9 protein-coding genes are annotated in these 14314 nt (G+C 71.4%); 7 read left to right on the top strand and 2 right to left on the bottom strand.

The window, feature by feature from the left end; genetic code table 11:
• The first annotated feature begins 163 nt into the window (after positions 1 to 163).
• The 6 genes from ACZ5XS_RS00265 (at position 164) to ACZ5XS_RS00290 (ending at position 10581) form a co-directional block, all read left to right on the top strand.
• Positions 164 to 1978 carry a serine/threonine-protein kinase gene (locus ACZ5XS_RS00265; protein WP_468646876.1) on the top strand — a complete coding sequence of 605 codons (1815 nt, stop codon included), beginning with the start codon at positions 164 to 166 and terminating at the stop codon, positions 1976 to 1978.
• A gap of 68 nt (positions 1979 to 2046) precedes the next feature.
• A complete protein-coding gene (locus ACZ5XS_RS00270; RefSeq protein ID WP_468646878.1) occupies positions 2047 to 3366 on the top strand; it encodes a serine/threonine-protein kinase in 1320 nt (439 codons plus the stop codon).
• Positions 3367 to 3458: 92 nt separating this feature from the next.
• A complete protein-coding gene (locus ACZ5XS_RS00275) occupies positions 3459 to 5147 on the top strand; it encodes a serine/threonine-protein kinase (protein ID WP_468646880.1) in 1689 nt (562 codons plus the stop codon).
• A gap of 138 nt (positions 5148 to 5285) precedes the next feature.
• Complete coding sequence (locus ACZ5XS_RS00280) at positions 5286 to 6980, top strand: serine/threonine-protein kinase (RefSeq protein WP_468646882.1); 1695 nt, start codon at positions 5286 to 5288, stop codon at positions 6978 to 6980.
• Between the two features lie 137 nt (positions 6981 to 7117).
• Positions 7118 to 8731, top strand: a complete 1614-nt coding sequence (locus ACZ5XS_RS00285; RefSeq protein WP_468646884.1) for a succinic semialdehyde dehydrogenase — start codon at positions 7118 to 7120, stop codon at positions 8729 to 8731.
• Positions 8732 to 8805: 74 nt separating this feature from the next.
• Complete coding sequence (locus ACZ5XS_RS00290) at positions 8806 to 10581, top strand: GMC family oxidoreductase N-terminal domain-containing protein (RefSeq protein ID WP_468646886.1); 1776 nt, start codon at positions 8806 to 8808, stop codon at positions 10579 to 10581.
• A gap of 140 nt (positions 10582 to 10721) precedes the next feature.
• Here ACZ5XS_RS00290 and ACZ5XS_RS00295 read toward each other — a convergent pair whose 3' ends face one another.
• Positions 10722 to 11768 carry an LAETG motif-containing sortase-dependent surface protein gene (locus tag ACZ5XS_RS00295; RefSeq protein WP_468646888.1) on the bottom strand — a complete coding sequence of 349 codons (1047 nt, stop codon included), beginning with the start codon at positions 11766 to 11768 and terminating at the stop codon, positions 10722 to 10724.
• A gap of 228 nt (positions 11769 to 11996) precedes the next feature.
• Here ACZ5XS_RS00295 and ACZ5XS_RS00300 point away from each other — a divergent pair, with 228 nt between their 5' ends.
• Positions 11997 to 13154 (top strand): hypothetical protein, encoded by a 1158-nt coding sequence (locus ACZ5XS_RS00300; protein WP_468646890.1) that lies wholly within the window; start codon positions 11997 to 11999, stop codon positions 13152 to 13154.
• Positions 13155 to 13795: 641 nt separating this feature from the next.
• Here the strand turns inward: ACZ5XS_RS00300 and ACZ5XS_RS00305 are convergent.
• Entirely contained in the window at positions 13796 to 14077 is a 282-nt protein-coding gene (locus tag ACZ5XS_RS00305) for a chorismate mutase (protein ID WP_468646892.1), read from the bottom strand.
• Positions 14078 to 14314 lie beyond the last annotated feature (237 nt).

Here is a 14314-nt window from a genome sequence, read left to right on the forward strand (position 1 = left end):
GTGGCGGCCCGGCGGACGCCTCTGGCTGCTCGTTGGTTTACTTTCGCCCCTCGAAGCGACAACCGTCACAGTGCGGTCTCCTTGGTGCGCCCCTGGTTCCTTTCGGCACCGGCGGGTCCTTAGTCTGACCCTGTCAAGAGCATTGCGGGGCAACGTGAATCAGATGCAGGGCCAGCTCGTCGCGGGGCGCTACCGGCTCGCCGAGCCGATCGGCAGGGGCGGCATGGGCCGGGTCTGGCGCGCCCACGACGAGGTGTTGCATCGGGCCGTCGCGATCAAGGAGCTCACCGCCGCGCTCTACGTCTCCGAGAGCGACCGGACGGTCCTTCTCGCCCGCACCCGGGCGGAGGCGCGCGCGGCCGCCCGGATCAACCACTCCGCGGTCGTCACCGTGCACGACGTGCTCGACCACGACGGCCGGCCGTGGATCGTTATGGAGCTGGTCGAGGGCCACTCGCTGGCCGACGCGGTCAAGGAACAGGGGCGGGTGGAGCCGACGGAGGCCGCCCGCATCGGCCTGTGGGTGCTGCGCGCGCTGCGCGCCGCGCACGCCGCCGGGGTCCTGCACCGTGACGTGAAGCCCGGCAACGTCCTGCTCGGCCGCGACGGCCGTGTCCTGCTCACCGACTTCGGCATCGCGCAGGTGGAGGGCGACACCGCCATCACTCGTACCGGCGAGATCGTCGGCTCGGTCGACTACCTCGCCCCCGAGCGGATCCGCGGCCACGACCCGGGTGCCTCCTCCGACTTGTGGGCGCTCGGCGCCACGCTGTACACGGCGGTCGAGGGCAGATCGCCGTTCCGCCGCACCACGCCGCTGACCACCATGCAGGCCGTGGTCGAGGAGGAGCCCCTCGACCCGCGTTACTCCGGCCCGCTCGGGCCGGTCATCGCCGCCCTGCTGCACAAGGACCCCGCACTGCGGCCCGACATGGCCGAGGCCGAGCAGATGCTCGCCGAGGCGGCGGAGGGCCGGCGGCCGAGCGCCGCGCAGGCGTACGTGCCGACGCAGCACGTGGGGGTCGAGTCCGGGTCCCAGTACGGGACGGGGCCCCACACCGGGGCCGGAACGGGGCCCCACACGGGGACGGGCGTCGGGGGGCACGGCGGGACGCACCGTGGTCCGCGAGGCGGTGTCCACGGTGGTGCGCAAGGTGGGGCCCATCGTGGGGGGCACAGTGGTGCGCACGGTCAGGCGCACAGTGGCGCGCGCAGTGGGGTGGGCACGCCGGTCACCGGGACGCCATATCCCCCTGTGACAGGGGCGACCAGTGTGACGCCCGTCGGCGGACCGGCGAACCCTGCCGCCGTCGCCGCGCCGGCGGCGCCGTCCGGGCGTCGTCGGCTGCGCACCCTCGCCCTTGTCGTCGCCCTCGCCGCGATCATCGGCGGAAGTACGGCGGTGTGGGTGCAGGAATGGGACGAAGGGCGGCGGCAGGCGGCCGACGTCACCGCCTCCGCCTTGCCGAGCCGCACGGGTGCGCCGACTCCGGGGGGCTCCGTTTCGGACACCTGGGTCTCCGTCGCCGACCCCGCGGGCTTCAGCCTCTCGTTGCCCAAGGGCTGGAAGCGGTCGGTCTACAGCAGCGAGGGCGGCATCGACCAGATCGACTACTCACCCGACGGCGGCGAGCACTTCGTCCGCATCGCCGTCGACGAATCACCGGACTTCGGCGACCCGTACGCCCACCAGCTCGACCTGGAGGAGCAGCTTCGACGGCTGGTCGACTACGACCGGGTGAGGCTGGAGAAGAACGTCTACCGCGACCGGGACGGCTCCCTGTGGGAGTACACGTGGACCGCGCAGGCCAAGGACGCGCCGCCGTCCCCCGGTCCGCGCCGCGCCATCGAGGAGACGTACCGCGCTCGGGACGGCGTCGAGTACGCCATCTACATGTCGTCGCCGATCGAGAGTTGGGCGAAGACGCGCAAGCAGTTCACTGCGGTACTGCAGGGGTGGCAGCCGGGGACCGGCTGACACGCGCCCCCGGGAATGGCCGGTCGCCGACCCGGAGGGGGTCCGTCCGGTGCGGCATCATGAGGCGCATGGGGACCGAGGGGGACAACGTCCGTGTGATCGCGGGTCGTTACCGGCTCGAGGAGCGGCTCGGGCGCGGTGGCATGGGGGTCGTCTGGCGGGCGACCGACCAACTCCTCGGACGGCAGGTGGCGGTCAAGGAACTTCCCCTGGACGACACGCTCTCCGCGGACGAGGCCCGTCGGCAGCGCGAACGCACCCTGCGCGAGGCGCGTGCGGTCGCCCAGCTGAGTCATCCGCACATCATCGTCGTCCACGACGTGGTCGAGGACGGTGAACGCCCCTACATCGTCATGGAGTTGATCCACGGAGGCTCGCTGGCCGACCGGATAGCGGAACGCGGCCCGATTGACGCCGTCGAGGCCGCCCGGATCGGCATCGCCCTGTTGGGCGCGCTGCGGGCGGCGCACGCGGCAGGGGTCCTGCACCGTGACATCAAGCCGGCGAATGTCCTGCTGGAGGAGAACGGCGCCGGCGGGAACGGCCTGAGCATCACCAACGGCCCCAAGAGCACCGGCCACCCCGACAGCACCCGCCAGGGCAACGGCACCGGCCAGGGCAACGGCACCCCGAACACCAACGGCACCGACCACGACGGTTTCGACCGCGTCGGCCCCGGACGTGTCGTTCTCACCGACTTCGGCGTCGCTCAGGTCGCCGGCGCCTCCACGCTCACCGAGAGCGGGGCCTTCGTGGGCTCGCCCGAGTACACCGCGCCCGAGCGGATGTCCGGGGCGGTGACCGGGCCCGCCTCCGACCTCTGGTCGCTGGGCGCGCTGCTGTGCACCGCGCTGAGCGGCGAATCGCCGTTCCGGCGCGACTCGTTGGGCGGCATCCTGCACGCGGTCGTCTCCGCGGAGATACGGCCGCCCGCGCAGGCCGCGCCGATCCTGCCCGTCGTCCAGGGCCTGCTCGAACGCGATCCCGGGCGGCGGCTCGACGCGGGGGAGGCGGAGCGGATGCTGCTCGACTTCCTGGAGACGGGCCGCACGACGAAACGATTCGGCACGGGGGAGCGCCACGCGTACTCCCCGCGCAGCGTGCTGGTCGCCGCGCTGTTGGTCACCGCGATGGCGGGGGCGGGCGTGTCGGCGGCGGCCCTGCTGATGGACCGCGAGGGCGGCGGGGGTGTGGTGCCGGTGCCGACAAGTTCGGCGCCGCCCTCTGGCGGTAGGTCGAGTACGCCGAGTACGCCGGGTGCGCCGAGTACGCCGGGTGCGTCGGGGACGTCGAGTACGCCCCCCTCGTCCAGCCCTTCCGCCGGCCTCTCCACCTCCGCCTCCGCCCCCACCTCCGCCCCCACCTCCGCCCCCACGAACCGCGAATAAAGGGCAGATAAGCGGCAACCTGAGTCACGGGTCTGTGACCGGAAAGCGCCAGAGGTGGAAGCGGAAGCGCTTGGCGCGATATTGATGGACCCATGAGCAGCAACGGGGGAGCCCCTTACGGATCCGAAGAGCCAACGAGTTTCGGTCTGCAACCGCCGAACCCGCACGCGGCGGTGCCGCACCCCGACAACCCGTACGCGGCGCCCACCCAGGTCGTGCCGCCGCAGGCCGCCCCGCCGCGGACCCCTCCGCAGACCGCGCCCCAGCCCGAGCCGCAGCCTGCCCAGGACCCCGGCACCGGTCGGCTGATCGCCGGCCGCTACCGGCTGCTCGCCAAGCTCGGGCACGGTGGCATGGGTACGGTGTGGCGGGCCAAGGACGAGACGGTGGACCGCGAGGTCGCCGTCAAGGAGCCCCGCGTACCGGATCACCTTCCCGACCGCGAACGTGCCAACGCCTTTGAACGCATGCGCAGGGAGGCGCGCGCGGCGGCCCGGCTCGACCACCCCGCCGTGGTGAACGTGCACGACGTGGCGGTCGTGGACGGCCAGCCGTGGATCGTGATGGAGCTGGTGCGGGGCCGTTCGCTGGGCGACGCGCTGCAGGAGGGCACCCTCGGGGCCCGGGATGCGGCGAGAATCGGCCTGGAGGTGCTGGGCGCGCTGGAGGCAGCGCACGCGGCGGGCATCCTGCACCGTGACGTCAAGCCGGACAACGTCATGCTCGGCCGGCACGACCGGGTCGTCCTCACCGACTTCGGGATCGCCCAGATCGAGGGCGAGACCAACCTGACCGACACCGGCGGGTTCGTCGGCTCGCCCGAGTACATCGCGCCGGAGCGGGTGCTGGGCCAACGCCCCGGCCCGGCCAGCGACCTGTGGTCCCTCGGCGTGGTCCTGTACGCGGCGACGGAGGGTGTGTCCCCGTTCCGCCGCAGCAACACCCCGGCGACCCTCCAGTCCGTCCTCAACGCGGCTCCCGCGCCGCCCGCCTCGGCGCAGGGCCCGCTCGCCGAGGCCATCAACGGGCTGCTCCAGAAGGACCCGGCCCGCCGCCCGAACGCCGCCCAGGTCCGTGACCTGCTGGAGCGCACCGCCAACCCTCCGGCTCCGGCCCCGACGCAGGTCGTCCAGATCACCGGCGCTCCCGCCCCCGGCGGCGTCCGGCTCGGTCGCAAGACCCTGACAGGCCTCGGTGCCGCTGTCGTGGCGGCGGCGGTGGCGGCGTATCTGGTGATCGCGGACCCCTTCGCGGGACCGTTGCCGGACGGCTGGAAGACGGTGCCGGTGAAGGACGTCGCCGCGACCCTGGCGGTGCCCGACACCTACAAGGTGTCCGTGCCCGACCGGGAGTCCGACGAGAGTCACTGGGTGACGTACACCGATGCGAGCGGGGCCATCTGGATCAGCCTGTCGCTCGCCAAGAAGGCCGAGGACACCGGCAGTGAGATCGCGGGCTCCGCGGCCGCCGAGATGTACGACGACGACGGCGTGTTCAGGCAGAGCGGCAGCTACGAGCTCAACATGCCCGCCGAGAAGCTGAAGACCCAGCCCGAGAACACGACGTACCAGGGCAGGAAGGCCGCGGAGAACACCGTCGTCTACACCACTGACGACACCGAGAACCCGCGTCCGCGCGAGCTGCGGATGTTCTACTACAAGACCTCCGCCGGCGACATGTACAAGCTCTCCATCGGCTATCCGGGCAGGGGGGACTTCACGGAGCGGGGGCGCGAGGTGGCGAGGACGGCGATCGCGAACCTCGACGTCGACAAGCTGTGAACCGATGCGAGCCGACGGCTCGAATCGTCGGACGGTGACCGGCGCGGGGCGTACGCACTCCTCGTTCGCGTGATGCCGGTCGCCGAGCAGGACTGAGCCGCGTCGACAAGCGGCCACCCCGCACGGTACTCATGGGGCATGAGCAACGACGGTGACTCCGGAGGCGGCAAGGGCCGGATAGTCGGGGGGCGTTACCGGCTGGTCGAGCGGATCGGGTCCGGTGGGATGGGCACCGTGTGGCGGGCCGTCGACGAATTGGTCGGGCGGGAGGTCGCCGTCAAGCAGCCGCGGCTGCCCGGGGATCCCGAGGACGAGAGTCATCAGCGGGCCGCCCACCGGCTCTACCGCGAGGCCCGCGCCGCCGCCCGCGTCGACCACCCCTCCGCCGTCACCATCCATGACGTCGTCGCGGAGGAGGAGGACGGACTGCCCTGGATCGTCATGGAGTTGGTCCGCGGCGAGTCCCTCCACGAAGTGCTTCAGCGCGGGCCCGTCGAAACCGCCGAGTCCGCCCGCATCGGCCTCGCCGTCCTCGGCGCCCTGCGCGCCGCGCACTCCGTCGGCATCGTGCACCGGGACGTCAAGCCGGCCAACGTCCTGCTCGGCCCGCACTCCCGCGTCGTCCTCACCGACTTCGGCATCGCCCACGTACAGGGCGAGGAGTCCCTCACCGTCAGCGGCGAGTTCATCGGCTCGCTGGAGTTCATCGCACCCGAGCGGATGTCCGGCCGGGACGGCCCCGCCGGCCCCGCCTCCGACCTGTGGTCGCTCGGTGTGCTGCTGTACGCCGCCGTAGAGGGCTGGTCACCGTTCCGCCGTACGACTCTGGAGTCCACCCTCGCCGCGATCCTCGCCTCCGACACGCCGGAGCCCAAGCAGGCCGGTCCGCTCGGGCCACTCATCGTGCGGCTGCTGGACAAGGACCCCGAGCGGCGTCCGGACGCGGCGGAGGTCGCCGCGGCGCTGGAAGCGGTGGCGAAGGGGTGGCCGGTGCCGGGCCCCTCAGAGGAGGAGCCGGAGGCGGAGAAGCAGGACGCCTCTGGGCTCAGGGAGTTGGCGGAGGACGCCGGGACGGTACGGCTGGGGGAGGCCGTAAGGACGCCGGAGCCGACCCCCGAACCCGGCCCCGCACCAGCCACAGCCCCCGCACCAGCCCCCGCCTCCGAACCCGTAACCGCCGCCACCCCGAAGCCGAAGCGCCGCCCCCGCTTCCCCCTCCCCGCCGCGCTCCTCACCACGCTCCTCGTCGGCGGCATATGGCTGGGCACCTCCACCTACCTCACCGAGACCGACAGCGGTTCCGCCACGGAACTGACCCCCACTCGCGCCCCCGCGCCCACAACCACCCCCACTTCCGCCCCCACCGCCTCCTGGACGACACACCCCGAGCCGGCCATGAACGCCACCCTCGCCCTCCCCGTCGCCTACCAGGAAACCGCCCGCGACGGCGGCGCCGAGGACCCTTCCCGCTTCGTCGTCTACGACCTCGACGACACCGTCCAGGTCCGCCTCACCCAGTGGGGCGAGGCCCCCCGCTCCCCGATGGCCCAGGCGCAGGCGGCGCAGGACACCTGGGGCAGCCGCGACGCGGACGCGAGCACGCAGAAGACCCGCACCAGCTTCCACGGCCACGAGGCGGCGCTCGTGGACACCACGTACGACCGGGACGGTCGCCCCACCCGGGTCATGCAGTTGGTGATCCGCACCGACGACAGCCGCATGTACGAGCTGCGCGTCGACATGCCCAAGGGGACGCCGGACGAGAAGAAGGGCACGGCGGTGTTCAAGGCGGCCCGTGGCCGCCTCGAGATCGGAAGTGACGCAAGCGACTGAACTCCCGGCGGTCACCACTGGCCAACGCCCTGATCAGCGCATTCCCTGCCAGCGGCCACTGGCACCGTGTCAGCACTCGGTGAATCACTATTACCGCCGGGTACACAAAGCCTTCCCCACGTCATACCCTGCGGCTCATGACGGACGCGCAGGCCCCGGCCAAGACCGGCACGAACCCCATCGCCCCCGCCCCCGAGGGCGCCCGCACCGCGGCCGACGTGGTCACCCCGGAGCTGGTCGCCCAGCTCACCAAGGGCGTGGCCGGATCCGGTCGGACCGCGAACCACACGCCGTTCACCGGTGAGAAGCTGGCGGACCTGCCCGAGTCGACGCCCGAGGACGTACAGAAGGCCTTCGACGCCGCCCGTAGGGCACAGTCGGTCTGGGAGCAGACGCCGGTACGGCAGCGCGCCGCCGTGCTCCTGCGTTTCCACGACCTGATCCTCGAACGCCAGGCCGAGGTCCTCGACCTGATCCAGCTGGAGACCGGCAAGGCCCGCCTGCACGCCCACGAAGAGGTGCAGGCCGTGGCCGTCGCGGCCCGGCACTACGGTCGCAGGGCCACCGCGTATCTGAAGCCCAAGCGGCACGCGGGCGCCGTCCCGGCCCTCACCAAGGTCACCGAACTGCGCCACCCGCGCGGTGTCGTCGGCCAGATCGCCCCCTGGAACTACCCCCTCGAACTCTCCGTCGGCGACGCGCTCCCCGCCTTCGTCGCGGGCAACGCGGTCGTGATGAAGCCGGACACGGAGACCTGCCTCACCGCGCTCTGGGCCCGCGACCTCCTCGTCGAGGCCGGTCTGCCCGCCGACGTCTTCCAGGTCGTCCTCGGCGAGGGCCCGGTCATAGGCCCCGAGGTCGTCAAGCACGCCGACTACGTCTCCTTCACCGGCTCCACGCGCACCGGCCGCGAGGTCGCCCAGGGCGCCGCCGCCCGCCTGATCGGTGTCTCCCTCGAACTCGGCGGCAAGAACGCGATGCTGGTCCTGGAGGACGCCGACATCGAGAAGGCGGCCGCGGGTGCCGTCCGCGCCTGCTTCTCCTCGGCCGGCCAACTCTGCATCTCCATCGAGCGGTTGTACGTCCATGAGTCCATCGCCGACGCCTTCCTCGAGCGTTTCGCCGCCCGCACGAAGGCGATGCGCCTCGGCACGTCCCTCGCGTACGGCGCCGACATGGGCTCCCTGGTCGGTGAGCGGCAGCTGGAGACCGTCACCCGGCACGTCGAGGAGGCCGTCGCCAAGGGCGCGAAGGTCGTCGCCGGCGGGACGGCCCGCCCGGACATCGGCCCGTACTTCTTCGAGCCGACCATCCTCGACGACGTCGAGGCGCCGATGTCCGTGTGCGGCGAGGAGACCTTCGGCCCGGTCGTCTCGATCTACCGATTCGCATCCGAGGACGAGGCGGTCGAGCAGGCCAACGCCACGCCGTACGGCCTCAATTCCTCCGTCTGGACGAAGGACGGCCGGCGCGGCCGCGAGGTCGCCGCCCGGCTGCGCACCGGCACGGTGAACGTCAATGAGGGCTACGCCCCCGCCTACGGCAGCGTGCAGTCCCCGATGGGCGGCATGAAGGAATCCGGCCTCGGCCGCCGCCACGGCTCCGAGGGCATCCTCAAGTACACCGAGGCCCAGACCGTCGCCCAGCAGCGCCTGCTGCCGATGGGCCCCTCGCTGGGGATGACCGACGAGGCGTACGCCCAGTTCATGAGCAGGAGTCTCCGGCTCATGAAGGCATTCCGGTTCCGGTAAGGACCTCCAGGGGCGCGGGGAACTGCGCGACCGGCCACGAATTACCTGCACGCGAAACTCAACGAGGAGCACCCGTGCCCCAGGACACCTACGACTACGACGTCATCGTCGTCGGATCAGGCTTCGGCGGTTCGGTCACCGCTCTCCGTCTGACGGAGAAGGGCTACCGCGTAGGCGTCCTGGAGGCCGGCCGCCGCTTCACACGCGAAACCCTCCCCAGGAACTCCTGGGACCTGAAGAACTACCTCTGGGCCCCGAAACTCGGCATGTACGGCCTCCAGCGCATCCACCTGCTGGGCAACGTCATGGTCCTGGCCGGCGCGGGCGTCGGCGGCGGCTCCCTCAACTACGCCAACACCCTCTACGTACCGCCGAAGCCGTTCTTCGAGGACGCGCAGTGGCGTGACATCACCGACTGGCAGGAGGAGCTGGCGCCGTACTACGACCAGGCGCGGCGCATGCTCGGCGTACGGCTCAACCCGACGACGACCCCGTCCGACGTGCACCTCAAGGCGGCCGCCGAGCGGATGGGCGTCGGGGACAGCTTCCACATGGCGCCGGTCGGCGTGTTCTTCGGGGACGGCGAGGACGCCGACGGCGCCTCGAAGGCCAAACCCGGTGAGGAGGTGGACGACCCCTACTTCGGCGGCGTGGGCCCGGCCCGCAAGGCCTGCAACGAGTGCGGGGAGTGCATGACCGGCTGCCGGCACGGCGCCAAGAACACCCTCAACGAGAACTACCTGTACCTCGCCGAGAAGGCGGGCGCCGTCGTGCACCCGCTGACGACGGTCGTCTCGGTCACGGACGACTCGCAGGGCGGCTACGCGGTGGCCACGCTGCCGACCGACCGGAAGAAGCGCGGGGGCCGGACCTTCAAGGCCCGCCGGGTGGTCCTCGCGGCCGGCACCTACGGCACCCAGACCCTCCTGCACCGGATGAAGACGGGCGGCCAACTGCCCTACGTGTCGGACAGGCTGGGCGAGCTGACCCGCACCAACTCCGAGGCGCTGGTCGGCGCGCAGACCAGCGACCGCCGCTACCGCAAGATCACCGGCGAGCACAAGGTCGACTTCACCCGCGGGGTGGCCATCACCTCGTCCATCCACCCGGACGCCAGCACCCACATCGAGCCGGTCCGCTACGGCAAGGGCTCCAACTCGATGGGGAGCCTGTCGATCCTCCAGGTCCCGTATGCCGAGGGCTCCTCCCGCGCCCTGGCCTGGCTGCGCAACGCGGCCCGCCACCCCGGCCTGGTCCTGCGCTCCCTCTCCAACCGCCGCTGGTCGGAGAAGACCATCATCGGCCTGGTGATGCAGTCGCTGGACAACTCCCTGACGACGTACCTGAAACCGGACGGCGTGGGCAAGGGCCTGCTGACGGCCCGCCAGGGTCACGGGTCCCCCAATCCCAAGCAGATCAAGGCGGCCTCGGAGGGCGCGTCGGCCATCGCGGCCGAGATCAACGGCTTCGCCGGCTCCAACGTCGGCGAACTGATGGGCACCCCGCTCACCGCCCACTTCCTGGGCGGCTGCCCGATCGGCTCCTCCCGCGACACCGGCGTCATCGACCCGTACCACCGCCTCTACGGCCACCCCGGCATCTCGGTCGTCGACGGCGCCGCGGTCTCCGCGAACCTGGGAGTGAACCCCTCCCTCACCATCACCGCCCAGGCCGAGCGCGCCATGTCGTACTGGCCCAACAAGGGCGAGGCGGACCCGCGTCCGGCACAGGGCGCCACGTACGAACGCCTCAAGCCGGTCGAGCCGAAGTCCCCGGCGGTCCCGGCGGACGCCTTCGGCGCGCTGAAGCTGCCGTTCCTGGGGATACCGGCGGTGCCGCCGAAGAAGTAGCCCCGAGCGGACCGCCGTACACAAAAGAGGCCGTACACAAAAAGGGCCGTACACAAAAGAGAAGGACCTGCACCCCCCTCCGAGCGCAGGTCCTTCTCTGTTCTTGCAGCCTTACCGGGCCTTACTCGGCCTGTCGGGCTCTACGCCTGTGCACCGGACTTCCGGCGCCGCACCACGAACACCGCACCGGCACCGGCGACGACCGCGACGCCACCGACGAGGCCGATCATCGGCAGCGCCGAGCTCGAACCCGTCTCGGCCAGGGTGCCGGTGGCGGAGACCTCGTTCACGTCCGTGAGGTCCGTCTTGCCGCCCTGCGGCTTGGCGTCGTTCGGGTCACCGGCGTCGGAGCCGGCGGCGAGGATGTCGAAGAAGTAGACCCAGCCGTTCGGGTCGTCGGCGACCCAGCAGCCCTCGTCGTCCGCGTACTCGGCGAGGCCGCCGGTCAGACCGAGGGAGTCCGGCACCTTGCCGCTCACGCTGAGGCGCAGCTTGTACGAGATCGACTGGCCGGCGCCGAGCGAGAACGAGGGGAACGTGCCACCCTCGCCCGCGGCGTCCGCGATCGTGTCCCACGAGTGGGTGGCCGTGTTGAAGACCTGGACCTTGATCTGGCCGGAGTAGTCCGCCGCGTCGTCCCAGCCGATCGCGGCGACGCCGATGAGCGGCTTGATGTCCTTGATCTCGTCGTCGCCGTGGTTGGAGACGTTGAACGCGAACCCGGTCCAGCCGCTGCCGGCGACGATCGTCTCGGGGAGCCCGGACAGGCCACTGGTCACGTCGTCGCTGAGCTCGGCGGTGCTGTTGCCGTCCTCGTCGACGCAGAGCTCCGGGTCCTCGTCCTCGGGCGCGCTCGCGCTCGGGGAAGCGGAGATGGAGGCGGAGGCGGAGGCGGCCGGGGAGCTCGCGTCGCCGGCCGGGGTGCTGGTGTCCGCGGCGGGCGTGCTGGAGTCGGCGGCCGGCGTGCTCTGGTCCGCGGCAGGAGTGCTGGTGTCCGCGGCGGGCGTGCTGGTGTCCGCGGCCGGGGTGCTCGCGTTGGCGGAGGGCGTGGTCTCCTCGGCCGCGGGGCTGCTCGTCGACGTGTCCGGAGTCCCGTCCGTCGCGAACGCGGCGGGCGCGGAGAGCAGGGCGAGCGGGGCTATGACGGCCGTCGCGGCCGCTGCGGCCATGGCACGGCGAAGCTTCATGCAAACCTCGAAAATCCGGTGTGCCGCGGGCGGCAGCAGCTTGAGAGGCCTCCGCGTGTGGGACGCGGGTGTGGCCCTTGATTCGCAAGGTTTGATCCGCGAAGCCTGTGAATGGTTGCCCTCCCTTTCACAGAATTCTTATGTGACCTGGATCACTTCCTGGGCCGGATGGGGGCTGACGTACGCTCAGCTGCCCGGAAATCCACTCGCAGAAAGGCGCATGGCGCCGTGGTCGACAGATCGTCCGAAGAACCGAGATCCGGTTCGGGTGAGGGGGACGACTCCTCCTCCATACCCGACGAGGCGTGGCAGAAGTTCGTCCAGGACAGCGAACGCGACGTGCGTGCCGCGGCCCCGAAGGAGCCCTCCGCCCGCGCTCGCATGGTGACCGAGCGGCTGCGGCAGCAGGAGGCGCGGGGCGAGCTTCCCGCCGGCTGGCGCACGGGTCCGGCCTGGGAGGAGACGAACGGCCGCCCGGCCCGGCGCCGTCGGCTGTGGGCGGTCATCGGCGTACCCGTCGCCGTCGCCGTGGCCGTCGTGGCGCTGAAGCCCTCGCTGCTGCCGGGTGACCCCTTCGGCACCGGGACACCTGACGCCGGCGCGGCCTCGCCCCTGGGCGAGGAGACCGCCGCCCCGACCGCGCCGCCCGCCGCCGCGGACTTCGAAACCCCCACCCTGGACGAGCCGTTCGCCGGTTCCCCGGCGCGGCAGTGGGCCGACGGGGCGGCCGGCATCGTCCTTCCGGAGGCGAAGGCCGTCGGCGGGCTGTCGAAGGACCGGGTCGGCCTGGCGCTCCGGCTGACCAAGAAGCTGCTGGTCGGAGCGAACCTGGACCCGAAGACCGTACGCGGCGGACGCCCCGAGGCCGCGCTCGCGGTGCTCGACCCGAAGCAGCCGGAGTTCGTCGACGGCCTGAACCGGTCGTTGCGCGCCCCCGACGAGGAACACGACCCGCTGGACCTCTTCAGCCGCTTCGACCCGGCGGACGTCCGACTCGTCGGTGACGTGATCAAGACGCGCGGCAGGATGACCTTCGAGAAGGGCGACCAGGACGGGGTGGCCGTGCACGCCGACTACACCTTCGTCTACCCGGTCGTCCGCACCGACGGTTCGACCGAGGTCACCCGTACCGTCGTGCGCCGCGTCCTCGACGTCGAACTCCTCGACCCCGCCCGCTACGTGTCCACCCCCGACCGCCTGAACGTCCTGCACTTCGACCGGGACGTCGGCAACACGTCCTGCGAGATCAACGACGGCTATCTGCGCCCGGAGTTCCCGTCGACCACCCCCGCGGACGAACCGGCGAGCGGCCCGACCGTCGATCCCTACGACCGCAGCCGTGACATCGGCGAGGACGGAACGTGCGGGACGGCATCGCGAACCTGACGCCTGACGCCTGACGCCTGACGCCCGGCGCCTGACGCCTGACGCCTGACGCCGGACATCGACGTGGCGTGCGAGCAGTGCATGAGAAGGGCCCCGCAGGCCGAAGCCGCGGGGCCCTTCCTTTCCTTCATCAGCACCGACGTCAGGGCAGCGTCGGTGCCTGGGGAGCGGCGCCGGGGGGTTGCGCCGCTTGCCTTGTGTGCCCTCGGTCGGCGCCCCGGCGCATTCGGGGCGCACGGTTGGTCTCGACCTTTGGCAGTACGGCGATGTGCCCATGCAATTGTCAACGGCGGGACTTCGGGGGCTTTCCTGGCATCGTGCTCGATGGATGCTGCCGCCGCAACCGTTTGACTCAGACTTGGACATTCCGACTCGGACATTTTGACTTGGACGTCCCGTCGGCCGGCCCCGGGCGTCCCCGGAGCCGGCCGTTCTCTTGGGTGACCGGGCTGCTGTCCCCTGCCGTCCGGTCACTTGTCCGGAGCGAGGTCCCACGACGCACGGCACGATCCGTACGTCTCATCGCTCCAGCGAGCCACGCGTGGTTCTTTCGGGCCCGCCCCTGGCTGGCACGGACACCACGACCAACGAAGCGCTTCGCGTCGCGGTCACGCGCCGTACGGGTGAGAGCGGCACCGAACTCAGATGCGACCCCGGCACAGTTCGAGCAGCGTCATCGCGAGGGACGTACCGGGCTTGCCCAGCGCCCGGCTGTAGTGGTTCAGGACGTCCATCTCGCGGGAGAGGTTCACGCGCCGGCCGCCGGAGGTGATCCGCGCCTCCTGGATGACGGCGGACACGGCCATCCGTTCCTGGATCAGTCCGATGATCCGGTCGTCCAGCGCGTCGATGCGCTCACGCGCGCCGGAGATCACATCGGCGGCCTCGGGGGTACGGGCGCCGGTCACGTCGATGGCGGTCATGTCGGGGCTCCTCATGGGATGGGAAGGGCAAGGGGTGCGGGATGACCCGGAGCGACACGACCCGGAAAACGACAGGCGCCCCGGGCCTTGTCGGCCCGGGGCGCCTGGGAAGTCGCTTGTCAGTTGCTCAAGCAGCACGACCATGGCAGCCGGCGGGCCGGTTGCCATAGGTAAAGAGGAAGGTCGGGTGCGTGAGCATGCGGTCAGTATGCCACGGAACTTTTCGGCGCCGGGCCG

It is taken from the genome of Streptomyces sp. NPDC033131, from assembly GCF_055578365.1.

Bases quoted from the DNA above. Each gene is read 5' to 3' on its own strand.
- ACZ5XS_RS00265 (WP_468646876.1), top strand. From the start codon at position 164: ATGCAGGGCCAGCTCGTCGCGGGGCGCTACCGGCTCGCCGAGCCGATC.
- ACZ5XS_RS00270 (WP_468646878.1), top strand. From the start codon at position 2,047: ATGGGGACCGAGGGGGACAACGTCCGTGTGATCGCGGGTCGTTACCGG.
- ACZ5XS_RS00275 (WP_468646880.1), top strand. From the start codon at position 3,459: ATGAGCAGCAACGGGGGAGCCCCTTACGGATCCGAAGAGCCAACGAGT.
- ACZ5XS_RS00280 (WP_468646882.1), top strand. From the start codon at position 5,286: ATGAGCAACGACGGTGACTCCGGAGGCGGCAAGGGCCGGATAGTCGGG.
- ACZ5XS_RS00285 (WP_468646884.1), top strand. From the start codon at position 7,118: ATGACGGACGCGCAGGCCCCGGCCAAGACCGGCACGAACCCCATCGCC.
- ACZ5XS_RS00295 (WP_468646888.1), bottom strand. From the start codon at position 11,768: ATGAAGCTTCGCCGTGCCATGGCCGCAGCGGCCGCGACGGCCGTCATA.
- ACZ5XS_RS00305 (WP_468646892.1), bottom strand. From the start codon at position 14,077: ATGACCGCCATCGACGTGACCGGCGCCCGTACCCCCGAGGCCGCCGAT.